This window comes from Paenirhodobacter hankyongi (assembly GCF_003664585.1).
Taxonomy (GTDB): Bacteria; Pseudomonadota; Alphaproteobacteria; order Rhodobacterales; family Rhodobacteraceae; genus Rhodobacter; species Rhodobacter hankyongi.
In genome coordinates this window covers 1-22,485 of sequence record NZ_RCHI01000024.1, presented here as the reverse complement: position 1 = coordinate 22,485, position 22,485 = coordinate 1, and the positions used below count along the sequence as shown (strand labels likewise).

21 protein-coding genes and 1 pseudogene are annotated in these 22,485 nt (G+C 69.6%); 15 read left to right on the top strand and 7 right to left on the bottom strand.

Translation table 11 applies throughout. The features are described 5' to 3' along the window. Positions 1-7: 7 nt before the first annotated feature. From DYS74_RS17195 to DYS74_RS17185, 3 genes are read right to left on the bottom strand one after another with little or no spacing between them, the layout of a single operon-like run. The gene (locus tag DYS74_RS17195) at positions 8-1,558 is read right to left on the bottom strand and encodes a multicopper oxidase family protein (protein ID WP_121534895.1); all 1,551 of its coding nucleotides are present in this window, start codon (positions 1,556-1,558) and stop codon (positions 8-10) included. Positions 1,559-1,601: 43 nt separating this feature from the next. After that, the gene (locus tag DYS74_RS17190; protein ID WP_121534894.1) at positions 1,602-1,934 is read right to left on the bottom strand and encodes a hypothetical protein; all 333 of its coding nucleotides are present in this window, start codon (positions 1,932-1,934) and stop codon (positions 1,602-1,604) included. 54 nt (positions 1,935-1,988) lie between these two features. After that, positions 1,989-2,897: a LysR substrate-binding domain-containing protein gene (locus tag DYS74_RS17185; protein WP_121534893.1), complete on the bottom strand. Its 909-nt coding sequence runs from the start codon at positions 2,895-2,897 to the stop codon at positions 1,989-1,991. 239 nt (positions 2,898-3,136) lie between these two features. Here DYS74_RS17185 and DYS74_RS17180 point away from each other — a divergent pair, with 239 nt between their 5' ends. The 12 genes and pseudogenes from DYS74_RS17180 to DYS74_RS17130 all read left to right on the top strand — a co-directional run bounded on the left by DYS74_RS17180 (position 3,137) and on the right by DYS74_RS17130 (position 15,967). Then, complete coding sequence (locus DYS74_RS17180) at positions 3,137-4,408, top strand: NAD(P)/FAD-dependent oxidoreductase (RefSeq protein WP_121534892.1); 1,272 nt, start codon at positions 3,137-3,139, stop codon at positions 4,406-4,408. Positions 4,409-4,494: 86 nt separating this feature from the next. Further along, positions 4,495-5,490, top strand: coding sequence for a D-2-hydroxyacid dehydrogenase (locus tag DYS74_RS17175; RefSeq protein WP_220668872.1), 996 nt, complete (start codon positions 4,495-4,497; stop codon positions 5,488-5,490). A gap of 9 nt (positions 5,491-5,499) precedes the next feature. Next, positions 5,500-6,732, top strand: a complete 1,233-nt coding sequence (locus tag DYS74_RS17170; RefSeq protein WP_121534891.1) for a pyridoxal phosphate-dependent aminotransferase — start codon at positions 5,500-5,502, stop codon at positions 6,730-6,732. A 3-nt stretch (positions 6,733-6,735) separates the two neighbouring features. Continuing rightward, entirely contained in the window at positions 6,736-8,154 is a 1,419-nt protein-coding gene (locus tag DYS74_RS17165) for a hypothetical protein (protein WP_121534890.1), read from the top strand. Between the two features lie 15 nt (positions 8,155-8,169). Beyond that, a complete protein-coding gene (locus DYS74_RS17160) occupies positions 8,170-9,840 on the top strand; it encodes a flavin monoamine oxidase family protein (RefSeq protein WP_121534889.1) in 1,671 nt (556 codons plus the stop codon). Between the two features lie 118 nt (positions 9,841-9,958). After that, positions 9,959-10,936, top strand: a complete 978-nt coding sequence (locus DYS74_RS17155; RefSeq protein WP_121534888.1) for a TRAP transporter substrate-binding protein — start codon at positions 9,959-9,961, stop codon at positions 10,934-10,936. A 43-nt stretch (positions 10,937-10,979) separates the two neighbouring features. Further along, positions 10,980-11,483 (top strand): annotated as a pseudogene (locus DYS74_RS18990) (TRAP transporter small permease); the annotation flags it as partial. 138 nt (positions 11,484-11,621) lie between these two features. Further along, positions 11,622-12,950: a TRAP transporter large permease gene (locus DYS74_RS17150; protein ID WP_245965325.1), complete on the top strand. Its 1,329-nt coding sequence runs from the start codon at positions 11,622-11,624 to the stop codon at positions 12,948-12,950. Then, on the top strand, positions 12,947-13,897 hold the full coding sequence (locus DYS74_RS17145; protein ID WP_121534886.1) for a hypothetical protein: 951 nt from the start codon (positions 12,947-12,949) through the stop codon (positions 13,895-13,897). Before DYS74_RS17150 ends, DYS74_RS17145 begins: the two co-directional genes overlap by 4 nt. After that, the gene (locus DYS74_RS17140) at positions 13,873-14,553 is read left to right on the top strand and encodes an aspartate/glutamate racemase family protein (RefSeq protein ID WP_121534885.1); all 681 of its coding nucleotides are present in this window, start codon (positions 13,873-13,875) and stop codon (positions 14,551-14,553) included. Before DYS74_RS17145 ends, DYS74_RS17140 begins: the two co-directional genes overlap by 25 nt. A gap of 253 nt (positions 14,554-14,806) precedes the next feature. Then, complete coding sequence (gene folE, locus DYS74_RS17135) at positions 14,807-15,535, top strand: GTP cyclohydrolase I (RefSeq protein ID WP_121534884.1); 729 nt, start codon at positions 14,807-14,809, stop codon at positions 15,533-15,535. 27 nt (positions 15,536-15,562) lie between these two features. Beyond that, positions 15,563-15,967: a DUF2177 family protein gene (locus DYS74_RS17130; RefSeq protein WP_121534883.1), complete on the top strand. Its 405-nt coding sequence runs from the start codon at positions 15,563-15,565 to the stop codon at positions 15,965-15,967. A gap of 11 nt (positions 15,968-15,978) precedes the next feature. Here the strand turns inward: DYS74_RS17130 and DYS74_RS17125 are convergent, their stop codons facing one another. Genes DYS74_RS17125 through DYS74_RS17115 form a run of 3 tightly spaced genes read right to left on the bottom strand, consistent with a single transcriptional unit; the run spans position 15,979 to position 17,896 of the window. After that, the gene (locus tag DYS74_RS17125; RefSeq protein ID WP_121534882.1) at positions 15,979-16,713 is read right to left on the bottom strand and encodes an SDR family NAD(P)-dependent oxidoreductase; all 735 of its coding nucleotides are present in this window, start codon (positions 16,711-16,713) and stop codon (positions 15,979-15,981) included. A 2-nt stretch (positions 16,714-16,715) separates the two neighbouring features. After that, positions 16,716-17,348, bottom strand: coding sequence for a ChrR family anti-sigma-E factor (locus DYS74_RS17120; RefSeq protein WP_121534881.1), 633 nt, complete (start codon positions 17,346-17,348; stop codon positions 16,716-16,718). Further along, positions 17,345-17,896: a sigma-70 family RNA polymerase sigma factor gene (locus DYS74_RS17115; RefSeq protein WP_245965323.1), complete on the bottom strand. Its 552-nt coding sequence runs from the start codon at positions 17,894-17,896 to the stop codon at positions 17,345-17,347. The genes DYS74_RS17120 and DYS74_RS17115 overlap by 4 nt, the downstream gene beginning before the upstream one ends. 227 nt (positions 17,897-18,123) lie before the next feature. On the opposite strand from DYS74_RS17115, the gene DYS74_RS17110 reads away from it, so the two are divergent. From DYS74_RS17110 to DYS74_RS17100, 3 genes are read left to right on the top strand one after another with little or no spacing between them, the layout of a single operon-like run. Further along, positions 18,124-19,407, top strand: coding sequence for an NAD(P)/FAD-dependent oxidoreductase (locus tag DYS74_RS17110; protein WP_121534879.1), 1,284 nt, complete (start codon positions 18,124-18,126; stop codon positions 19,405-19,407). Beyond that, on the top strand, positions 19,404-20,183 hold the full coding sequence (locus tag DYS74_RS17105; protein ID WP_121534878.1) for a DUF1365 domain-containing protein: 780 nt from the start codon (positions 19,404-19,406) through the stop codon (positions 20,181-20,183). The genes DYS74_RS17110 and DYS74_RS17105 overlap by 4 nt, the downstream gene beginning before the upstream one ends. Next, entirely contained in the window at positions 20,180-21,346 is a 1,167-nt protein-coding gene (locus DYS74_RS17100; protein WP_121534877.1) for an SAM-dependent methyltransferase, read from the top strand. The genes DYS74_RS17105 and DYS74_RS17100 overlap by 4 nt, the downstream gene beginning before the upstream one ends. 99 nt (positions 21,347-21,445) lie before the next feature. On the opposite strand, the gene DYS74_RS17095 is transcribed toward DYS74_RS17100, so the two are convergent. Beyond that, a complete protein-coding gene (locus tag DYS74_RS17095; protein WP_121534876.1) occupies positions 21,446-21,931 on the bottom strand; it encodes a fasciclin domain-containing protein in 486 nt (161 codons plus the stop codon). Positions 21,932-22,485 lie beyond the last annotated feature (554 nt).

The window sequence follows — 22,485 nt, the reverse complement described above, 5'->3', positions numbered from 1 at the left end:
TTTCGTGTCAGGCCGAGACGGCGAGTTCCGTCATCATCCCGCTCGCCAGATGCCCCATGTGATGGCAATGCAGCATCCAGGGCGCGGCCTCGCCGGCATCGAAGGCAATCGTCACGCTGCCCATCGCCGGCACATGCACGGTGTCGCGCAGCGCCCCCGCGAAGCGGGTGCCGTTCACCTCGACCACCTGGAAGACATGACCGTGCAGGTGCATCGGATGCGCCATCATCGACATGTTGTGGAACATTAGCTCGACCCGCTCGCCGCTCTTCGCCGCGACCGGAATGCGATTCTCCCAAGTCCGGCCGTTGATCGTCCACAGATAGGGCTGCATCGATCCCGTCAGCATCACCATCTGCCCGTTCTGCACCGGGCGCGCGGCCAGCGGCGCGGCGGCGCGCAGTGCAAGCTCCTGCGTCATGTCGCCCGAAACCGGCGGGTGATCGGCCTCGGACAGCCCCGCGAGCTTCGGCACCGCAGCGCCCTTCGGGGCCAGCACGATGCCGGTGCGCTCGCGCGCGCCCTCGCGCAGGGCAAGGACCGGCAGCGCCGTGCCATCCGCGGGCAGCTCGAGCTCGATGTCGAGTCGCTGCGCCGGCGCGGCCGCAAAGCGCGTGCCCGAGAGCGGCACCACCGGCTCGCCATCGACCGCCACCAGCCGCCCGGTCACCGCGCCGAGGTCGATCCAGAACGCCGTCATTGCGGCGCCGTTCACCACCCGCAGCCGCACCCGGCCGCCACGCTCGACCGCGATCACCTCCGGGTCGTCGAGGGTGCGGTCATTGGCGAGATAGGCGTCGAAGTCGAAGTCGTTCAGGTCCATCGCCATGCCGCCCATCATGCCGCCCATGCCGGACATGCCGGACATGCCGCCAGCACCGGGCATCATCGCGGACATGTCACCCATGCCCTGCATACCGGACATTGCGCCCATGCCGGACATTCCCCCCATGCCCTGCTTCCCCGCCATGCCGCCGCCCATCGGCATCGCCGAATGGTCCATGGCGGTGTGATCGATCGCTGTGCCGCCGGTCACCTCGGCCAGCACCTCCTGCGGCGTGCGGAAGGCGAAATCGTGCAGGAACATCACCACCTCCTGCCGGTCGGCCGCGACCTCCTCGGGCCGGCGCACGATCAGCGGCGCGGCCAGCAGGCCGATCTCCTGCTCGGGGATGTGGCTGTGCATCCAGAAGGTGCCGGGGCGCGGCGCGAAATCATAGGCGCGGGTTTCGCCCGGTTTCAGCATCGGGTTGGTGTTCGGCACACCGTCCTGGGCATTGGGCGGGATCTGCCCATGCCAGTGCACGATCGTCTCGATCTCGAGTGCGTTCGTCAGATCGGTGCGGAAGCGTTGGCCGGGGTCGAGCGTCAGGCCAAGGCCGCCTTGCGCGTTCACCAGCCCCATCACGGTGGCGGCGCGGCCCTGCACCTCGATCACCCGGGTGGTGGCGGTCAGGGCGAAACTGTCGGTGGCGGCGCGCACGCGCGCGGGCAGCACAAACGATGCGGACGCAGCCGCAGAAGCGGCCAGAAAGCCGCGGCGGGAAAGTCGGGTCATGATGATCTCCGGGAAAAGTGTCGACGAGGGTCGGGACGGAGGATCAGACGCGGGGCGGATGCCCCTCGGGCAGGGGCCAGAGCGAGGGCGCGGTCTCGACCAGCGCCACCACATGCAGCGGCACGACGCGCACGGCATGCGGGATGGGCATCGCCGGCACCACCAGCACGCTGACGCCCAGGCAATGCGCCCGGCAGCTTTCGTCGGCCGGCATCGGCGCCGCATCGGGCAGAGCATGATGGGCCGCGTGCATCTGCGCCATCGCCGGCATCGGCATCGGCATCGGGGCTGCCGTCGCAGGTGCCGCGGGCAGGCCAAGCCCCGCCGCGAAAACCGCGACGATCACGAGGCGCAGAAGGGCGGACACGAACGACATGCCGCAAGCTTAGCCGATCGCGCCGCCGCTGTCAGATCACTTTCGCGTCCACGCTCAACCACGCTCGCCCCCGGCCGGGCGGCGAGCGTGGCGCTGCAGCCAGCTGCGGAACTGCATCGCCGCGGCATTGTCGCTGCGATGCTCGGGATAGACGACCCAATAGCTGTCCTCGGTCGGCACCGGCGGGCCGAAGGGCATCCACAGCTCGCCGCGGGCAAGCTCGGCCTCGACATAGGGCACCGGCACCACGGCAAGGCCAAGCCCGTTCACCGCGGCCGAGATCAGCAGCTCGCTGTGCGGCAGGCGCGGCCCCTGGATCGCGCCCGAATGCGGCACCCGCGACTGCCGCAGCCAGGTCAGCCACAGGTCCGAGCGGCTGGCGTTCTGCAATGTCGGGGTCGCGCCGAAATCAAGCGTCGCCGGGGTCTCGCCGCGCGGGATCAGCCGGGGCGAGGCGACGACGGCGATCTCTTCCTTGAAGAGCTCATAGGAGATCGCGCCGCGCCACGAGCCGCGCCCGCGCAGGATCGCGATGTCGACCTCGGTCGCCTCGAAGTCGAGCCCCTGCGTCGCGGTGGTGATCTCGATCATCACCGCCGGGTGGGCGGTGAGAAAGCCCTGCAGCCGCGGCGTCAGCCAGCGCGAGGACAGCGTCGGATGGGCGCAGATCAGCAGCCGGTCATCAAGCTTGCGGCCGCGCACCGTGTCGATCGAGGCGCGCTCGATCTCGTCGAGAAGCCGCGAGATCTCTTTCAGATAGGCGCCGCCGGCATTGGTCAGCACGATGCGCGAGCCGATCCGCTCGAACAGCCGCACGCCGAGGAAGGTCTCGAGATTGCCGATCTGCCGGCTGACCCCGCTCTGGGTGATCGCCAGATCCTCGGCGGCCTTGGTGAAGCTGCCATGGCGGCCGGCCGACTCGAAGGCCAGCAGGGCGGAAAGGGACGGAAGGAATCTGCGCATCACGGCCTCCTCATGACAAAAACTCATGACAGAGTGACGATTTCAAGAGTTTTCAGCAGGGCGGCGCACTGCCATGACTGAGGCAGGAAAACACCGCTCGCCAACGCCCAAGAGATGGGCACGGCGCAAGAAATACACGATGATCTTCCGGCATGGCGCTGCGTTCCGGGCCCCGACGGCCCCGGCGCGCCGCAGCCCGCCATGCGGGAAAATCATTCCAGCACGGAGAGGTTTGCGCCATGGCTGCAAACTCGAAACACGTCGTCGTCATCGGCGCGGGCATCATCGGCGCCACGACCGCGCTCCGCCTCGTGCAGGAGGGGCACCGCGTCACCCTGATCGAGCCGGGCACGCCCGGCGGGTCCCAGGCCGCCAGCCACGGCAACGGCGCCTTCCTCAGCCCCGCCTCGATCATCCCGATGTCGGGCCCGGGGCTGTGGAAGCAGGTGCCGGGCTATCTGCTCGACCCGACCGGCGCGCTGACGATCCGCTGGCGTCACCTGCCGCGGCTGCTGCCCTGGCTGTGGCGCTTCCTGCTCTCGGGCGTCACCGCGGCCCGGGTCGAGCGCACCGCCGCCGCCCTGTCGCAGCTTCTGCGCGACGCCCCCGCCCGCCATGCCGCGCAGGCCGAGGCGATCGGCCGGCCCGACCTGATCCGCCGCGACGGGCTGATCTATGCCTTTGCCGACCGCGCCGCCTTCGAGACCGAGGCCCTCAGCTGGGGCCTGCGGCGCAAGTTCGGCGTGCAGATGCGCGCGCTTGACGCGGCCGAGCTGCACCGGCGCCTGCCGGCGCTCGCCCCCACCTATCACTTCGCGATCGAGCTGACCGAGGGCGGGCATTGCACCGATCCGGGCGGCTATGTCGCGGCGCTCGTCGACGCGGCCCTGCGCGGCGGCGCGACCCTGCGCGCCACCGCGGCCACCGGCCTTGCGATCGAGAACGGCCGGCTGCGCGCGGTGCGCACCGCCGCAGGAGAGATCCCCTGCGACATGGCGGTGATCGCCTCGGGCGTACGCTCGAAGCGGCTCGCCCGGGCGGCGGGCGAGCGCATCCCGATGGAAAGCGAGCGCGGCTATTACGTCGAGATCGCCGATCCCGCCGTCGATCTTGCGGTCCCGGTGATGCCGCAGGACGGCAAGATGGCGAATGTGATGACCACCGGCGGGTTGCGCGCCTCGGGTCAGGTCGAGCTTGCCTCGGACGATGCCGCCCCCGACTGGCGCCGCGCCGACATCCTGCTTGGCCACCTCAAGCGCACCTGGCCCGGGCTTGACCGGCCCGAGACCGACCGCAGCGCGCGGCGCTGGCAGGGCAACCGCCCCTCCACCCCGGACGGCAAGCCGGTGATCTGCGCGGCGCGCGGCTGCCCGCAGGTCCTCCATGCCTTCGGCCACGGCCATATCGGCCTTTCCTCCGCGCCGATGACCGCCGAGATCGTCGCTGCGCTGATCGACGGCCGCGAACCGCCGATCGACATCGCCCCCTTCGCGGCCAGCCGCTTCGGCTGAGCCCCGTTTCTTCCGCGCCCCTTCCCCCGCCTCAGGCCGCCCTCCCCGCGGCCCGGCCTCTCACACCCAGAGATCAGGATATTGCCATGACCAAGCATGACACGATGACCTCCCTGCTGCCGCCCAAGGACAGGCTGCACATCCTTTTCGCCCACGGCGCCTATGACATGAAGCCGATCTTCGATGCCCGCGGCAGCGGCATCACCACGGCGCAGGTCTCGACCCGTGCCGATCTTGCCGCAGCCCTGCCCGAGGCGGATGTGCTCGTCGTCTCCGGCCTGTGGCAGAACGACCTGCTCGCCCATGCGCCGAAGCTGAAATACATCCAGTCGGTCAGCTCGGGCACGAACCAGTACGACAAGGCGGCCTTCGCCGCGCGCGGCATCCGCCTTGCCTCGGGTCAGGGGGTGAACAAGAACGCGGTGTCCGAACATGCGATCGGGCTGATGCTCTCGCTCACCCGCCGCCTTGCGCTCGCCCGCGACAACCAGTCCGCGAGGATCTGGCGCCCCGAGCAGACCGACCCGATGGCGCGCGAGGACGAACTGCCGGGCAAGGTGATGGTGATCGTCGGCACCGGCGGCATCGGCGACCGCATCGCGCGCATCGCAAAGGCCCTCGACATGCGGGTGATCGGGCTGCGTCGCGATCCCGCCAAGGGCAAGGGCGCGGCCGACGAGATCCGCAGCTTTCATGACCTGAAGGCGGTGCTGCCCGAGGCCGACGTCGTCGTGCTGAGCTGCCCGCTGACCGAGGAAACCGCGAACCTGATCGATGCCGGGGCAATCGCCCTCATGAAACCCGCCGCACAGTTCATCAACGTCGCCCGCGGCGGCTGCGTCGACGAGGCGGCGCTGATCGCGGCGCTGACCGAGGGTCGCATCGCCGGCGCCGGACTTGACGTGACGGCGACCGAGCCCCTGCCGGCGGACAGCCCGCTCTGGTCGCTGCCGAATGTCGTGCTCACCCCGCATGCGGCGGGCGAGACCCGCAACTACGAGCTCAATGTCCTGAGCATCCTCGAGCGCAACCTCGACCGTCTGTGGGCGGGCGACGAGGCGCTGGTCAACCGCATCGTCTGAGGTCAGCCCATGCCCGACACCCCGAACACCGGCTTCCGTCGCGCCCGCCGACTGGCGACGCAACAGGTCTCGGAGATCCTGCGCATCGGCGCGCGCGCGGCCGAGATGAAACGCGCGGGCCTGCCCGTGATCGTGCTCGGCGCGGGCGAGCCCGATTTCGACACGCCGCCGAACGTGATCGAGGCGGCACATCGCGCGATGCTGGCCGGCGAGACGAAATACACCGCGCTCGACGGCACGCCGGCGCTGAAGGCGGCGCTGGTGGCGAAATTCCGCCGCGAGAACGGGCTCGACTTCGCGCAAAACGAGATCACAGTCGCCGCCGGCGCCAAGCAGGTGATCTACAACGCGCTGATGGCGACGCTTGACCCGGGCGACGAGGTCATCATCCCGATGCCCTACTGGACCACCTATTCCGCGATGGTCGAGATCGCCGGCGGCACCGCCGTCACCATCGCCTGCGGCGAGGCGGACGGGTTCCGCCTGACGCCCGAAAAGCTCGAGGCGGCGATCACGCCGCGCACCCGCTGGCTGATGCTGAACGCGCCCTCGAACCCGACGGGCGCAGCCTATGACGCGGCGGCGCTGCGCGCGCTTCTGGCGGTGCTCGAACGGCACCCGCAGGTCTGGCTGATGTCGGACGAGATCTACGAGCATATCGTCTACGACGGCTTCCGCGCGGTCTCGCCCGCAGCGCTGGCGCCCGGGCTGCGCGACCGCATCCTGATCGTGAACGGGGTTTCCAAGGCCTATGCGATGACCGGCTGGCGGATCGGCTATGGTGCCGGCCCCGCACCGCTGATCGCAGCGATGGCGGTGGTGCAGAGCCAGTCGACCTCGAACCCCTGCTCGATCGCGCAGGCGGCGGCGGTCGAGGCGCTGAACGGGCCGCAGGACTTCCTCACTGACCGCGCCGAAAGCTTCCGCGCCCGCCGCGACCTGGTCGTCGAGGCGCTGAACGCGATCCCGGGGCTGTCGTGCCGCCGGCCCGAGGGCGCCTTCTATGCCTTCGCAAGCTGCGCGGGCCTCCTTGGCGCCACCACGCCCACGGGCGAGGTGCTGGCCACCGACCGCGACTTCTGTTCCTGGATCCTCGAGACCGCACAGGTCGCGATGGTGCCGGGCGCCGCTTTCGGCCTGTCGCCGTTCTTCCGGATCTCCTATGCCACCGGAACGGCCGAGCTCGCCGAAGCGATGCGCCGGATCCGTGACGCCTGCGCCACCCTGAGCCGGAAGGCCTGACCGATGCCCCCCGAGACACGCCCCGCCCCCGCGCGCCCCCTTGCCCTGCCCGCCCTGCCGCCCGCGGTCTGGCTGCAGATCGCGATGCTGCTGTGCCTGGTCGTCGGCGCGTTCTCGCATCACCTCGGGCCGATGCGGGCGGCGGCGGCGCTGGCCGTCGTATGGATCGCGACGCAGTGGCGCCGGCTGATCCCGCTCGCGCGCGTCTTCTTCGCGCTCGCCACGGCGCTTGGCGCGCTGGCGTTGGCGGTGGCGCCCGCCACGGCACCGGGGCTGCTCGCCTCGGCGCTGGTGCAGGGCACCGGCTTTGCCGCGCTGATGATGGTTCTGGGCCTGCTGCGCCAGCCGGTGCGGCGTGCCGAGACCACGCTCGCCGCGACCGAATACCTGCTCGCCTTCCCGCCGCGGCGCCGCTTTGCCGCGCTGTTTGCCGGTGCGCATTTCATGAGCCTGATGTTCAACGTCGGCATCATCGCGATGATCGGCGACCTGACCCAGCCGCGCGACGGCCGCGACGTCAGCCGCGACCCGGCGCGGCGCGCGATGGTGATGGCGGCGATGCGCGGCGCGGCGCTGGTCTCGATCTGGTCGCCGATCGGGCTGGGCTTTGCCATCGTCAGCGCCGGGCTGCCCGCGCTCGAGCCGCTGCGGCTTGTCGGCGCAGCCTTCCTGTTCTCGGCCGTCGCGGTGGCGATCGGCGCGCTCTGGCCGCTGCTGCCGGCCGAGGCGCGGATGCCGCGTGACGCCGCCCCCGCCGCGGATCTGCAAGGCTCGGGCGCGGCGCTTGCCGTCACGCTGGCGATCTCGGCCGGGCTGCTCGGCGCCACCTGGGCGATCCATATCGGGCTTGGCGTCGGCTTCACCATCGCCTCGGTCACCGTGCTGCCGGTCTTCGCGCTGATCTGGCTGGCGCTTGAAAGCCGCCATGCCGCGGACGGCTTCGGCACGCGGCTTGGTCAAGCACTGGCGGCGCTGGCCGACCTGCGTTCGGAAAGCGCGATCTTCCTGTCGGCCAATGTGATCGGCGCGGTGCTGTCGCTGGCGCTGCAGGCCTCGCCGCTGTGGGAAGCGCTCGCCGGAAGCCGCTTTGCCGGGTTGCCGCTCGCGCTCGCCTGCCTCGTCGCCGTGCCCGCCGCGGCAGCGGTCTACCTGCCGAATTCGATCGTCGTGGTGATGGGGGCACAGCTGCTCGGGCACACGCCGCTCGGCCTCGAGCATCCGGTTGCGCTTGGCCTCGCGCTCTGCATCGGCTGGGGCCTGGCGATCTGCGTCTCGCCGATCAGCGCGATGACGCTGATTGCCGGACGGTTCTGCGCCACCTCCTCGCGCCGGATCGCGCATCGCTGGAACCTGCCCTATGCCTTGCTGCTCTTGCTTCTGGGCGCGGCAACGGTCAGCCTCGCCTATCGCCTCGGACTGTAACTCAGGAGCGCCACCATGACCGCGATCACCGCCTTCGGCCCGGATTTCCCCTTCGCCTATGACGACTGGCTGCGCCATCCCGCAGGGCTCGGCCGGCTGCCCGCAGACATCGCCGGCACCCGCGTCGCGATCATCGGCGCGGGCGCGGCCGGGATCATCGCCGGCTTCGAGCTGATGAAGCTTGGCCTGCGCCCGATCCTCTATGAATCCGCACGCTTCGGCGGCCGGCTGCGCTCCGAGCTGTTCGAGGGCAGCGACGGCATCGTGGCCGAGCTTGGCGGGATGCGCTTTCCCGCCTCCTCGCGCGGCTTCTTCCATTACCTCGACATGGTCGGCGCCCGTGCGCGCCCCTTCCCGAACCCGCTCAGCCGCGCCGCCGGCTCGACAGTGATCGACCTCGAGGGCGAAACGCTTTTTGCCCGCAGCCTCTACGATCTGCCGCCGCTTTATCGCGAGATCGCCGCGGCCTATGACCGCGCGCTCGCCGATCAGGCGGCCTTCCCCGAGCTGCAGGCGGCGATCCGGGCGCGCGACACCGCCCGGATCAAGACGCTGTGGAACCCGCTCGTCGCCGCCTGGGACGAGCGCACCTTCTACGATTTCATCGCCGGCTCCGAGGCCTTCGGCGCGCTCGACTTCCGCCACCGCGAGGTCTTCGGCCAGGTCGGCTTCGGCACCGGCGGCTGGGACAGCGACTTTCCGAACTCGATGCTCGAGATCCTGCGGGTGAACCTTCTGGGCCTCGACGACGACCAGCATTTCGTCGAGGGCGGAGTCGAGCAGGTGCTGCACCGGCTGTGGCGCGCCTGCCCGCCCTGCGCGCATTGGCCCGAGGGCACCTCGCTTGCCGCGCTGAACGGCGGCGCGACGCGGTCGCGTGCGGTGGCGCTGGCGCGCGACGGCGCCGGGCGGATCACCGTCACCGATCAATGGGGCAACGCCGAGGGCTATGACGCGGTGCTGGTCACCTGCCACAGCCACCTGCTGACCACCGCGATCGACACCGACGAGCGGCTGTTCGACCAGAAGGTCTGGATGGCGCTCGACCGCACCCGTTACATGCAGGCCGCGAAGACCTTCGTGATGACCGACCGGCCGTTCTGGAACGACATCGACCCGGCGACCGGGCGGCCGGTGATGTCGATGACGCTGACCGACCGGCTCACCCGCGGCACCTATTTCTTCGACAATGGCGACGACCGGCCCGGGGTGATCTGCCTCAGCTATTCGTGGATGACCGACGCGCTGAAAGTGCTGCCGCTCTCGGCCGAGAAGCGGGTCGATCTGGCGCTGAAGGCGCTTGGCCAGATCTATCCGGGCGTCGACATCGCCGCCCATATCCGCGGCAATCCGATCTGCGTGAGCTGGGAGGCGGACGAGAACTTCCTCGGCGCCTTCAAGGGCGCGCTGCCCGGCCATTACCGTTACAACCACCGCGTCTATGGCCATTTCATGCAGGACCGGATGCCCGCGCATCAGCGTGGCCTCTTCCTGGCAGGCGACGGCATCAGCTGGACGCCGGCCTGGGTCGAGGGCGCGGTGCAGACGGCGCTGAACGCGGTCTGGGGGATCATGACCCATCTCGGCGGCGCCTCTGCCCCCGGCAACCCCGGCCCCGGCGATCTTTACCCCGAGCTGGGCCCCGTCGCCCTGCCGGACCCGGCCTCGCACTCATCACACCCATGACTTTTCGTCATGCACGCGCAAATTTTCGGAAATGGGCGCGCCCGCCCGTTTCTGACAACACTGAGAAGAAGGGCGGCCAACGCCCCAACAGAACAATGACCAACAGAGAGATCCCCCGATGAAACCCCTCCTCCCCGCCCTGCTTCCCTCCGTCTTGCTGGCCTCGGCGATGATCACCGCCGCCCATGCCGAAAGCTGGGACATGCCGGTCGCCTACCCCGCCGACAACTACCAGACGAAGAACGACGTGACCTTCGCCGAGGACGTGAAGGCCTGCTCGGGCGGCGCGCTCGAGATCACCGTCCATCCGGGCGGCTCGCTGTTCAAGGGCGACGAGATCAAACGCGCGGTGCAGATGGGCGAGGCGCAGATCGGCGAGCGGCTGCTGTCGGCCCATGCGAACGAGAACCCGATCTTCGCCTATGACTCGGTGCCCTTCCTCGCCTCCTCCTTCGAGGCTTCGGACAAGCTGCGCGACGCGGCGAAGCCGGTGCTATCGAAGGTGCTGGCGGCACAGGGGCTGACCCTGCTCTACTCTGTGCCGTGGCCGGCGCAGGGGATGTATTTCGACAAGCAGATCAACTCCGTCGCCGACATGAAGGGGGTCAAGTTCCGCGCCTACAACGCCACCACCGCCCGCGTCGCCGAGCTGGCGGGGATGATCCCGACGCAGATCGAGGCCTCGGAGCTGAAACAGGCGCTCGCCACCGGCGTCGTCGCCTCGATGATCTCCTCGGGCTCGACCGGTGTCGACGAGAAGGTCTGGGAGGACATGAGCCACTTCTACGACGTGAAGGCCTGGCTGCCGCGCAACACCGTCTTCGTCAACACCGAGGCTTTCGCGGCGCTGCCCGCCGAGGTGCAGGCCTGCGTCACCTCCGCCGCCGAGACCGCCCAGACCCGCGGCACGAAAGAGGCAGAGAGCCTGGCCGACGGCTTCGTCAAGACGCTGGGAGACAACGGCATGACCATCGCCGATCCCTCGCCGGAACTCGCCGCCGGACTGACGACGATCGGCGACACGATGACCGCCGACTGGCTGGCGCAGACCGGCGCAGACGGCAAGGCGATCCTCGACGCCTACAGCGCCCACTGAGCCGGAAGCGCCCTCCGCAGCCGCGGGGGCGCGCCATGCTGCCATGTCCCTCTCCCTCCCCCTCCTTTCGCGCCCGGCTCTGCGCCGGGTCCAGGCATTGCCCATGAGATCCCTCCTCGACAGGCTCTACAAAACTTCAGGCGCCGGGGCGGCAATCGCCCTGGTCGCGATCCTGCTCCTCGTTATCGCGCAGATGGTCGCGCGCTGGCTCGGCCTGCTGCTGCCGGGCGGGACGAATTATGCCGGCTATGCGATGGCCACCGCGTCCTTCCTGGGCCTCGCCTATACCTTCACCCGCAACGAGCACATCCGCGTCAGCCTGTTCGTCGACCGCGCCGGGCACTGGCGCCGCGGCGTCGAGATCTGGTGCTATGCGCTCGGCTCGGTGATCGCGCTGTTCTTCGCCTGGTATGCGGTGCGCACGCCGCTCCTGAGTGCGAAGTTCAACGACGTCTCGCAGGGCCAGGACGGCACGCCGCTGTGGATCCCGCAGATCGCCATGGCAGTCGGCGCGGTGATCTTCGCGCTTGCGCTGATCGACAACCTCCTGCGGGTGCTGTTCACCGACAGCTATGGCGCCGACAGCCCGCTGATCCCGCCGCCGCGCGACATGTTCGCCGGCCGTCTGGCGCGGATCGTGCTGTTCGGGCTGAGCCTGCTCGTCGTCTGGGGCGCGCTGCACGCGATGACCGGCTTCGACCGCGACGCGACCGGGCTGAAGATCGGCGTCTTCCTCTTCGTGATGTTCGTCCTGCTCGGCTCGGGGCTCTGGGTCGGGCTGGCGCTGATGGGGGTGGCCTATATCGGCATGCTCGGCTTCACCTCGCGCAATCCCGGCAGCTCGATGGCGATCACCGTCTGGACCAGCGCCTCGAGCTGGACGCTGACCTCGCTGCCGCTGTTCATCTGGATGGGCGAGATCCTCTATCGCACGAAGCTGTCGGAAAACATGTTCAAGGGGCTCGCGCCCTGGCTCTCGCGCTTTCCGGGCGGGCTTTTGCACACCAATGTCGTCGGCTGCACCGTCTTTGCCGCTGTCTCCGGGTCCTCGGCCGCGACACTGACCACGGTCGGCAAGATGTCGATCCCCGAGCTGCGCCGGCGCGGCTACCCCGAGTTCATGATCGTCGGCACCCTGGCCGGCGCCGCCACCCTCGGCCTGATGATCCCGCCCTCGATGACACTGATCGTCTATGGCGTGAGCGTGCGCGAAAGCGTCACCAGCCTGTTCATGGCGGGCGTGCTGCCGGGGCTCGTGCTGGCCGGGCTCTTCATGGGCTATATCGCGCTCTGGTCGGTCATCCGCCGCGATCAGGTCCCCGCCCCCGAGCCGCGGATGAGCCTTGCCGCGAAGCTGCGCAACTCGGTCCTGCTGCTGCCGGTGATCGCGCTGATCGTGCTGGTGATCGGCTCGATGTATGTGGGGATTGCCACCGCGACCGAGGCCGCGGCCTTCGGCGTCGTCGGCGCGCTGGCGCTGGCCGGGCTGCAGGGCTCGATGAGCTGGGTCTCGTTCCGCGACAGCCTGCTCGGTGCGGTGCGCACCTCGGCGATGATCGCGCTGATCCTGATGGGGGCAAGCTTCCTCACCCTGTCGATGGGCTTCACCGGCGTACCGCGTGCGCTGGCGGGCTGGATCGCCACGATGCACCTGTCGCCGGTGGCGCTGATCGCGGCGCTCACCGTCTTCTACATCATCATCGGCATGTTCCTTGACGGGATCTCGGCGGTGGTGCTGACGATGGCGATCATCGAGCCGATGATCCGCGCGGCCGGGATCGACCTGATCTGGTTCGGCATCTTCATCGTCGTCGTCGTCGAGATGGCGCAGATCACCCCGCCGGTCGGCTTCAACCTCTTCGTGCTGCAGGGGATGACGCGCCACGACATGGGCTATATCGCGCGCACGGCGCTGCCGATGTTCGCGATCATGATCCTGATGGTGGGCGTCCTGGTGGTGTTCCCGGGGCTGGCCACCTGGCTGCCCGAGGTGATCAAGCAGGCGGGGAATTGAGCCCCCTCGCCCCTCTCGAATGGATCGGCCGGCACGCCCGGCTGATCCTGCCCGCGGGCCTTGTCGCGGTGCCCTTCCTGCCCTCGAGCGGCGGCGCGCTGGCCCCCGCCCTGCCCTGGCTCGTCGCGCTGCTGATCGGCCTGGCCGTCGCCCGCGTCGATCTGCGCGCCACCCTGCGCGACCTCACCCGCCCCGGCAGGGCGCTGCCGCTGATCGCGGCGCTGGTCCTGTTCCAGCCGGTCCTCGCCTTTGCGCTGACCCGCGCCGGGCAGGAGCTCGGCCTCGCCGCGCCGGTCCTGCTGGTGCTGCTCGTCTTCGCCGCGGCGCCGCCGCTCAGCTCGGCGCCGAACCTCGCGCTGATGCTCGGCTATGACGCGCGGCTTGCGCTTGGCTTCACCCTGCTTGGCACACTGCTCTCGCCGCTGCTGGTGCCGGCGAGCTTCTGGCTCGTCGCGGCGGGCGGCATCGATCCTGCCCGGATCGCGCTCAAGGTCCTGGCGATGCTCGTGGGCGGCATCGCGATCGGCACCGCGCTGCGCGCGGGGCTGGGCGCCGCCCGGATCGGGGCCCGGGCCCGCGCCTTCGACGGGATCGGCACGCTGATCATGCTCGCCTTCCTCTTCCCGCTGCTCGACGGGGTGGGCGCGCAGGTGCTGGCCGCCCCGGGGCGGGCGCTGCTGCTTGCCGGCCTTGCCGTCACGCTGAACCTCGGCGGCAACCTCGTGGCGCGTGCGCTTGCCGGCACCGCCCTGCCCCGGCCCACGGCCGCAAGCCTCGGCCTCGTCTTCGGCAATCGCAACATCTCGGTCCTGCTCGCCGCGCTGCCGCACGACCCGACCATCAGCCTCTTCGTCGCGCTCGCGCAGATCCCGATCTACGCCACGCCCTTCCTGCTTTCGCTTCTCGACACGGTCCCCCGCAGATGCCTGCCTTCATCGGAATCCTGAGCCTCGACACCCGCTTCCCGCGCATTCCGGGCGATGCCGGCAATGTCGGCAGCTATCACCTGCCCGCCCGGCTGCGGGTGATCGAGGGCGTCAGCAGCCCCGAGGTGGTGCGCGACGGCCGCCCGACGCCCGAGATCGTCGCGCGCTTCATCGCCGCGGCGCAGGCGCTCGAGGCCGAGGGCGCGGTGCTGATCACCTCGACCTGCGGCTTCCTGATCTCGGTCCAGGCCGAGATCGCCCGCGCGGTGCGGGTGCCGGTGCTGCTCTCGGGGCTCGCGCTGGTGCCGATGGTGCGCAGCCTGACCGGCGGGCGGCCGGTCGGCATCCTCACCGCCTCGCGCGCAAGCCTCGGCCCCGCGGCCCTTGCGGCGGCGGGCTGCACGCCCGATCAGGTGCGGATCGCCGGGATGGACACCGACCCGGTCTTTGCCGCGACCTTCCTTGCGGCGAAATCCGCGCAGGCCGAAAGCCTCGATCCCGCGCGCATCGGCGCGGCGGTCTGCGCCGCCGGCCGCGCCCTGGTGGCCCGGACCCCCGAGATCGGCGCGATCGTGCTCGAATGCGGCAACCTGCCTCCCTATGCCGCACAGCTGCGCGCCGCGACCGGCCGCCCGGTGGTCTCGATCCTCGACGGCGCCAGGCTGATTGCCCCCTGAGCGCGCCCCGATCGCGGCGCGGGCCGACCACGCCGCGATCGGGCCTGCCTCGCCGGCCGACACTGCGCCGGCTGTCGAATGATCCGATCCCGCACGTCGCGCGTAGAGGTTCCAGGGCGCGCGCGAACCGCCCGCACCGCAAGCCGGGGCCGGTCTGGCCGCGCACGACCGGCGCGGAGCGAGACGGGGCCTGCGGCCCGGACACAGCGAGACCATGGCGAGGCAAGGCCCGCCCCACGGATGGAGAGACACGATGCTGGACCGTTCCATGACCGACCCCACCCCCCAAGACGCCGCCGGGGCGGCCCCGGTGTCCGAGCGCATCCGCGCGCGTCTGATCGAAAGCGGGCAGCGCTTTCACGCCAACGACAATATCTCGGCCGTCCTGCGCGAGGGCGAGCTCGAGGCGCTGCGCCGCGAGGTGGCCGAGCGGATGCAGGGCGTGCTGAGCGCACTGGTGATCGACACCGCCGCCGACCACAACACCGCCGAGACCGCAAAGCGCGTCGCGAAGATGTTCGTCGACGAGGTCTTTGCGGGGCGCTATCGCCCCGCGCCCGAGCTGACCACCTTTCCCAATGTCTCGCGGCTGAACGAGCTGATGATCGTCGGCCCGATCACGGTGCGCAGCGCCTGTTCGCACCACCTCTGCCCGATCATCGGCCGGGTCTGGATCGGAGTGCTGCCGAATGCCTCATCCGAACTGATCGGGCTGTCGAAATATGCGCGTCTGACCGACTGGATCATGTCGCGTCCGCAGATCCAGGAAGAGGCCGTCGTCATGCTGGCCGACGAGCTGGAGCGCCGCATCCGCCCCGACGGGCTCGCCGTGGTGATGGAGGCCGACCACTTCTGCATGCACTGGCGCGGCGTGAAGGACGACCAGTCGGTGATGACCAATTCGGTGATGCGCGGCGCGTTCCGGACGAACTCGGATCTGCGGCGTGAATTCCTGAGCCTGCGCCGCGCCGAACGCGCCTGACCCTGCCGGACCAGACGGAGCTCCCCCATGGCGAACTATGCGCTGTTGTATCTGACCACCGCCGCCGCTTTCCTCGTGACCGACATCATCGGCATCCGGTTGCTGATCCGTCCGGTGTTCGAACGCCATGTCGGCCACCTGCTGGCCGACCCGATGCGGATCGGGGCGGCGGCGGCGTTCTATCTGGCCTATGTCGCGGGGGTGTTGTGGTTCGTCTCGATCCCGGCGCTGAAGGCCGGGGCGCCGGTGCAGGCGCTGCTCGGAGGCATGGTGCTGGGGCTGTTGTGCTACGGCACCTACGAGATGACGAATTACGCCACCCTGCGCGACTGGTCGGTGCAACAGGTGGTGATCGACGGGCTGTGGGGAATGGGGCTGACGGGCTTCGCCGCCTGGGCGGGGGTCGCGGTGCTCGGCGGCAAGCTTGGCTGAGCCTGCACGGCTCAGCCGATCCGCCGCATCAGGCGCAGGGACACCGCATGGGGCAGCAGGCGGAGCAGCTTGAGCGGCCAGGTGAAGCGACGCGGAAAGTGGATCTCGAAGCCGCGCCGCGCCATGCCGCGCAGCACCGCCTCGGCCGCCTGTTCGGGAGTGACGATCGCGGGCATCGGAAAGCGGTTCTTGGCGGTCAGCCGAGTTGCGACGAAACCGGGGCAGACAAGGCGGACATCGACCCGCGGCGCCAGCTCGACGGCCAGGCTTTCCGCAAGATTGTTGATCGCCGCCTTGGTCGCGGAATAGGGCTGGCCGCCCGGCAGGCCGAGATAGCCCGCGACCGAACCGAAGAGCACAAGTTGCCCGCCCTCGCGAAGCAGCGGCGGGCAAAGCCGCGCCACGTCGAGCGTGCCCAGCAGGTTGACCCGCACCATCGCCTCGGCCCGTGCCGGGTCGAGATCGGCGATGCGGCCCGGATCATAGAGGGCTGCCGTGCAGATGATCGCATCGAAGGGCGCCTCGCTGCGCAACCGGTCGCAATGCGCCGCCAGCTGATCCGGCTGGCCGAGATCGAGCGGCGCAATCGTGGCGCCGCCGCAATCGTCCGCCAGCGCGGCGAGCGCCACCGCGTCGCGGGCCGACAGCACAAGCTCTGCGCCGCGCGCCGCGAGGGCCCGTGCCAGGGCCGCGCCGATTCCGGCGCTGGCCCCGATGATCCACACGCGCTGCGCAACCGCGGTCATGGTCAGATCCGGAACATCGGTTGCAGCAGTCGCGGCAGCATCGCGTGGAAGCGCAAGGGCGCATCGGTCGCAGCCAGACAGATGCAGGGCGCCCCCGGGCCCGCGACGGGCTGATGGTCGATGTCATCATGCGCCGTCTCGACGTCCCCCCGGCGGAACGCGCCTTCGCTGTCGACAAAGCTGCCCTGCAACACCAGCGTCAGTTCGAGCCCGCGATGGCCATGCTCGGGCACCGCCTTGCCCGGCGGAATGTAGAGCAGGCGCAGCGATCCGCTGCGATCGGCCGACAGGATCTGCTGCCGGATGCCGCCGCCCAGCATGCGCCAGCGCGGCGGACGGCCCTTCAATTCGGCCATCACCGGGGCCGGGAACACGCCCGAGCCGCGCGGCGCGGGCGGTGGCGGCGGAGTGTCGAGCGCGGCCATCATGCGGTCGCGCGCCCCGGCGCTGATCGTCGCCGCTTCGGCACGGTTCAGCAGCGCGCCGCCAATCATGTCGCGCGCCTCGTGCCGGGCGCGGCATTCATCGCAGAGCGAAAGATGCGCCGCCACCACGACCGAAAAGGCATGCGGCAGACGCCCGGCACGATAGGCATCGATAAGGTCGTCGGAGATGTGGTGATCGATATGTGTCATGGGGCTATGCTCCTCAGCTCGTGTCTGAGGCGTTCGAGACCGAGGCGGATGCGGGATTTGATGGTGCCGAGCGGCAGGCCGGTCATCTCGCTGATGCGGCTGTGGGGGAGATCTTCGAAATAGGCCGCACGCAGCGCGTCCGCCTGTTCCGGGGCGAGGCGGGACAGGGCCGCCGCGAGGTGGCCGGCCTCCTGTTGCAGCGCCAGAACCTGACCGGCATCCGGCTCGAGGCTGGGCATGTCGGGCATTTCCTCGGGTTGCGAAAGCGGTTTGCGGCGCGCCAGATCGATCCGGCGGTTGCGCGCGATGCCGTAGATCCAGCCGGCCGCATCGGCACGGTGCGGGTCGAACTGGGCCGCCTTGTGCCAGACCGACAGCATCACATCCTGAACAAGGTCTTCCGCACTGCCGCCGGTCAGGCCACCGCGCAGCATCATCGCCTTCAGGCGCGGCGCGAAGTGGTCGAAAAGGCGGCCGAAGGCCTCGCGATCGCGATGGTCCCGCACCGCGATCAGGTCACGGCTGAGGTCGGAAAGCTCGTTGGTCACCGGGGCCTCCCCCCTGATAGGTGCGTTGCGCGCGCACTCCCGCCCCTGCCCGGGCAGGGGCATTGTCGAGGTATGAGGCCTGGACCTTGCGGGTGCAATGACGGTTTCCATGCCCGATCTACGCGCCACCGGCCGCCGCGGATCAGTCGGCGCGGAAAAATTTCCGGCGCGGTGATCCAAACACGCCGAGGCAGCGTAACCGTGATGGATCAACAAGAAGATGTGCCATGCCATTCGACCTGACTCAGGCTGCCCCGCAACGCATCGCGATCATCGGTGGTGGCATTTCCGGCCTCGCGGCGGCCTGGCTGCTGTCCCGGGAGCACCACGTGACCCTTCACGAGGCCGAACCGAGGCTGGGAGGGCACGCGCGCACGGTGATCGCCGGACGGCGCGGGGACCAGCCGGTCGACACCGGTTTCATTGTCTTCAACTACACCAATTATCCGCATCTCACCGGGCTGTTCCGGGACCTCGACGTGCCGGTGATCCGCTCCGACATGAGCTTTGGCGTCTCGCTTGATGGCGGGCGCATCGAATACGCGCTGCGCTCGGCCAATGCGGTGTTCGGGCAGCGCCGCAACCTGGCCGATCCGCGCTTCTACGGGATGATCCGCGACATCTTGCGCTTCAACGCGGAGGCCGAGGCCGCGGTTGCCGCCGCGCCGGATCTGACGATCGGCGCGCTGGTTGCCCGGATGCGCCTCGGCACGAGATTCCGCGATGCCTATCTCTATCCCTTCTGCGGCGCGATCTGGTCGACGCCGGATCAGGGGATCGCCGATTTTCCGGCGCAGGCTCTGGTGCGGTTCATGCGCAACCACGGGCTGATGTCGAAGGGGCAGCATCACCAGTGGTGGACCGTCGCGGGCGGCTCGGTGTCCTATGTCGCGCGGCTCGAGGCGGCACTGCTGCACGCCGGGGTGCGCGTGCGCAAGGGCGCACCGGTGCGGTCGATCCGCCGCGACGGCACCGGCGTGCAGATCCGCGCCGAGGGCGGCACGGCGGAAGACTTCGATCACGTGATCCTCGCCACCCACCCCGATCAGGCTCTGCGCATGCTCGCCGATGCGGATGCCGCCGAACAGGCGGCACTGTCGGCGATCCGCTTTCAGCCCAACCGCACCGTGTTGCATGCCGATCCGCGGGTGATGCCGCGCCGTCGCCGATGCTGGAGCTCGTGGGTCAGCCGCGGCGACAGCGGGACCGGCGCCGTCGATGTCAGCTACTGGATGAACCGGCTGCAAAGCATCCCCGAGGACGACCCGCTCTTTGTCAGCCTGAACCCGACACAGCCGATCGACGAGCGCCTGATCTATGACGAGGTCGCGTTCCATCATCCGGTCTTCGATGCCGCAGCCCTTGCCGCACAGGCGAAGATCGCCGCCCTGCAGGGCACGCGCAGGACCTGGTTTGCCGGGGCATGGCTGCGCAACGGGTTCCACGAGGACGGCTTTGCCAGCGCCTGGCGCATCGCGCGACGCCTGCCGCGGCTCCGGGTGCGGCCATGACGCTGGCCGCGCACCTGCTGCGGGGCGAGGTGCTGGCGCTGCGCGCCGAGATCACCCACGCACGCCGCGGCGCCTTGACGCACAGCTTTCGCAGCCGGACCGACCACGTTCTTCTGGCGCCGGAAACCGCGCGCCCTCCGCGCGGGCTGTCGCTGGATCGCTTCAACCTGCTGGCACTGCACCGGCGCGATCATGGCGGTGTGCGCGGCGCGGGCCAGGGGGTGGACTGGGCCTGGGCGCAATTCGCGCGGGCGGGACTTGACCGCGGTCCCTCTCGGGTGCTGGCGCTGCTGACGCAGCCGCGCTTTCTGGGCTACGGGTTCAATCCGGTCAGCTTCTGGATGCTGATCGAGGGCGATGCCCTGCGCGCGGTCATTGCCGAGGTCAACAACACCTTCGGGCAGCGCCACAGCTATCTGCTGGTGCCCTCCGACGGCGCCCCGATCACCGCCGGCACCCGGCTGAGCGCGCGCAAGGTCTTCCATGTCTCGCCGTTCCAGGACATCTCCGGCGAATACCGCTTTCGTTTTGCCCTGCGCCCAGACAGCCTGTCGATCCGGATTTCGCAGATCGACGGCGAAGCCGGGGTCGAGACCGCGATGACCGGCCCGCTTGTGCCGCTCACGACCCGTGTCATCCTAGGCGGTGCGCTGCGCCGGCCCGGGGGGGCGCTGCGGGTCATCGCCCAGATCTACTGGCACGCGCTGCGCCTGAAACTGAAGGGGGCCGCCTATCGCCCCTGCCCGCCCCCACCCCATGAGGAGATCAGCCGATGACCATCGCGACCCGCGCGCTCCAGACCCGTTTCCTCTCGGCCCTCGAGGGCATCTGCGAGGGACGGCTGACCGTCACCACTCCCGATGGCGCGCGGCTGAACTTCGGCGCGCAGGGCCCCGAGGCCGAGATCCGGATCCGCGACTGGCGCCTGCTGCAGCGACTGATGCTGCGCGGCGATGTCGGGCTGGCCGAGGGCTGGATCTCGGGCGAGTGGCACAGCGACACGCTCGAGGGGGCGCTGGCGATCGCGATGCGCAATCAGGCCGGCCTCGCGCAATGGTCGGAGCCGACGCGGCTGCAGTCCTGGCGGATGCGGCTGGTCGACCGGCTGGTGCGCGCCAACAGCCTGCGCGGCGCGGCGCGCAACATCCGCGCCCATTACGATGTGGGCAACGAGTTCTATCAGCTCTGGCTGGACCCCGGCATGACCTATTCTTCGGCGCTCTTCGTCGAGGGCGACGATCTGGAACGGGCGCAGGCGCGCAAGAACGACCGCATCCTGTCGCAGCTGGCCCCGGGCGAGAGCCTGCTGGAAATCGGTTGCGGCTGGGGCGGTTTCGCCGAGGCCGCAAGCGAGCGTGGCCATCGCGTCACCGGCCTCACGCTCTCGCCCGCGCAGAAGGGCTATGCCGATGCCCGTCTCGACGGGCGCGCCGAGATCCGGTTGCAGGATTACCGTGCGGTCACGGGCCGGTTCGACAACCTCGTCTCGATCGAGATGATCGAGGCGGTGGGCGAACGCTACTGGCCGACCTATTTCGCCACGATCAGGGCGCGGCTGGCCGAGAGCGGTCGGGCCGTGCTGCAGGCGATCACCGTGCCCGATGCGGAATTCTCGGTCTATCGGCGCCGCTCGGATTTCATCCGCCAGCATGTCTTCCCCGGCGGCATGCTGCCTTGTTCGGCCAGCATCTCGCATGCGGCAGAGCAAGCCGGGCTGCGGGTGCGCGACACCCATGCCTTCGGTCAGGATTATGCCCGCACCTGCCGGATCTGGGCGCAGCGGATGCTGGATCAGCGCGCGCGGATCAACCGGCTGGGCTATGGCGATGCCTTCCTGCGCAGCTGGCAATTCTACCTCGAAGGCTGTGCGGCGGCCTTTGCCACGGGCCGGTGCGACGTGGTGCAGGTCACGCTCGGTCACGCGCGGTCGCGGGCGTGACCGAGCGGCAAGGACCCGGGGCTGCGGTCACCGCCCGCCCCTGCGCATGCAAAAAGGCCCCGGGAAACCCCCGGGGCCTTTCGTCTGTCCGGACCGCGATCAGTTCGCCGGCGGCATGATCACCTTGTCGATCACGTGGATCACACCGTTCGAGGCCTCGATATCGGCCGTGGTGATCTTGGCATCGTTGATCATCGCCCCGTCCTTGAGCGAGAAGGTCACCGGCGCGCCCTGCACGGTGGCGGCGGTCATGCCCTCGCTCAGGTCGGAGGATTTCACCGCCCCGGGCACCACGTGATAGGTCAGGATCCCGACCAGCTGATCCTTGTTCTCGGGCTTGAGCAGCGTCTCGACGGTGCCCGCGGGCAGCGCGGCGAAGGCGGCATCGGTCGGGGCGAAGACGGTGAACGGGCCCTTGCCCTTGAGCGTATCGACCAGCCCGGCCGCCTCGACCGCCGCAACCAGCGTCTTGAACCCGCCCGCGGCAACCGCGGTGTCGACGATGTCGGCCTTCTGCTCTCCGGCAAGGGCAGCCCCGGCGAGCAGCAGCGTGGCGGTGGTCGTCAGCATCAGTTTGCGCAGCATCAGGAAACTCCTCTGTGTTCTGTAAGCTTGGGTCAGGAGGCATCGTCTCGCCGTCCTGTGATGGTTTACGCGGGCGCGGGCGGCGCGGATCACCGGGCGCCGTGCAATGGCCGCACCAGGTCGCCGATGTCACGCGGACGTGACCGGGCCTGCCGGCGGCTGCGGGGCAAGGTCGATGCGCGGCGCCATCAGTCGGTGAATGGCCCCATGTTTCGTGGATGCGTTCTTCGCTCACTTCGAGACCGGGTGGCCCGCTCGACCATGCCGTTCTGCTGCGGGCAGTGCGGGGTGATGAACTCTTGGCGAAGGCCATAGCTGCGAACCAGGGCCGTGAAGTGGCGGCTGGTGAAGAATGAGCCAGCGAGGCGCCATCGGTTCGAGCCCGATGGCGAATGCCGTTGTCCGACCTCAGCAGGAATTCCCGATCCACCTTGCCCAAGGTGCCGAACCTGGTGACCTGTCACGGGATTTTTCCTCCACCGTCGATTAGAGTCCGGCCCAACTTGAGGACGGACAATGAAGCGAACGAGCTTCACGGACGAGCAGATCATCGG

What these genes read in the sequence shown, in the direction of transcription:
- DYS74_RS17110 (WP_121534879.1), top strand. Translation starts at nt 18,124, where the DNA reads ATGCCATTCGACCTGACTCAGGCTGCCCCGCAACGCATCGCGATCATC.
- folE (WP_121534884.1), top strand. Translation starts at nt 14,807, where the DNA reads ATGCTGGACCGTTCCATGACCGACCCCACCCCCCAAGACGCCGCCGGG.
- DYS74_RS17095 (WP_121534876.1), bottom strand. Translation starts at nt 21,931, where the DNA reads ATGCTGCGCAAACTGATGCTGACGACCACCGCCACGCTGCTGCTCGCC.
- DYS74_RS17125 (WP_121534882.1), bottom strand. Translation starts at nt 16,713, where the DNA reads ATGACCGCGGTTGCGCAGCGCGTGTGGATCATCGGGGCCAGCGCCGGA.
- DYS74_RS17120 (WP_121534881.1), bottom strand. Translation starts at nt 17,348, where the DNA reads ATGACACATATCGATCACCACATCTCCGACGACCTTATCGATGCCTAT.
- DYS74_RS17155 (WP_121534888.1), top strand. Translation starts at nt 9,959, where the DNA reads ATGAAACCCCTCCTCCCCGCCCTGCTTCCCTCCGTCTTGCTGGCCTCG.
- DYS74_RS17140 (WP_121534885.1), top strand. Translation starts at nt 13,873, where the DNA reads ATGCCTGCCTTCATCGGAATCCTGAGCCTCGACACCCGCTTCCCGCGC.
- DYS74_RS17165 (WP_121534890.1), top strand. Translation starts at nt 6,736, where the DNA reads ATGCCCCCCGAGACACGCCCCGCCCCCGCGCGCCCCCTTGCCCTGCCC.
- DYS74_RS17100 (WP_121534877.1), top strand. Translation starts at nt 20,180, where the DNA reads ATGACCATCGCGACCCGCGCGCTCCAGACCCGTTTCCTCTCGGCCCTC.
- DYS74_RS17130 (WP_121534883.1), top strand. Translation starts at nt 15,563, where the DNA reads ATGGCGAACTATGCGCTGTTGTATCTGACCACCGCCGCCGCTTTCCTC.
- DYS74_RS17170 (WP_121534891.1), top strand. Translation starts at nt 5,500, where the DNA reads ATGCCCGACACCCCGAACACCGGCTTCCGTCGCGCCCGCCGACTGGCG.
- DYS74_RS17190 (WP_121534894.1), bottom strand. Translation starts at nt 1,934, where the DNA reads ATGTCGTTCGTGTCCGCCCTTCTGCGCCTCGTGATCGTCGCGGTTTTC.
- DYS74_RS17195 (WP_121534895.1), bottom strand. Translation starts at nt 1,558, where the DNA reads ATGACCCGACTTTCCCGCCGCGGCTTTCTGGCCGCTTCTGCGGCTGCG.
- DYS74_RS17185 (WP_121534893.1), bottom strand. Translation starts at nt 2,897, where the DNA reads ATGCGCAGATTCCTTCCGTCCCTTTCCGCCCTGCTGGCCTTCGAGTCG.
- DYS74_RS17160 (WP_121534889.1), top strand. Translation starts at nt 8,170, where the DNA reads ATGACCGCGATCACCGCCTTCGGCCCGGATTTCCCCTTCGCCTATGAC.
- DYS74_RS17105 (WP_121534878.1), top strand. Translation starts at nt 19,404, where the DNA reads ATGACGCTGGCCGCGCACCTGCTGCGGGGCGAGGTGCTGGCGCTGCGC.
- DYS74_RS17180 (WP_121534892.1), top strand. Translation starts at nt 3,137, where the DNA reads ATGGCTGCAAACTCGAAACACGTCGTCGTCATCGGCGCGGGCATCATC.
- DYS74_RS17150 (WP_245965325.1), top strand. Translation starts at nt 11,622, where the DNA reads ATGACCGGCTTCGACCGCGACGCGACCGGGCTGAAGATCGGCGTCTTC.
- DYS74_RS17175 (WP_220668872.1), top strand. Translation starts at nt 4,495, where the DNA reads ATGACCAAGCATGACACGATGACCTCCCTGCTGCCGCCCAAGGACAGG.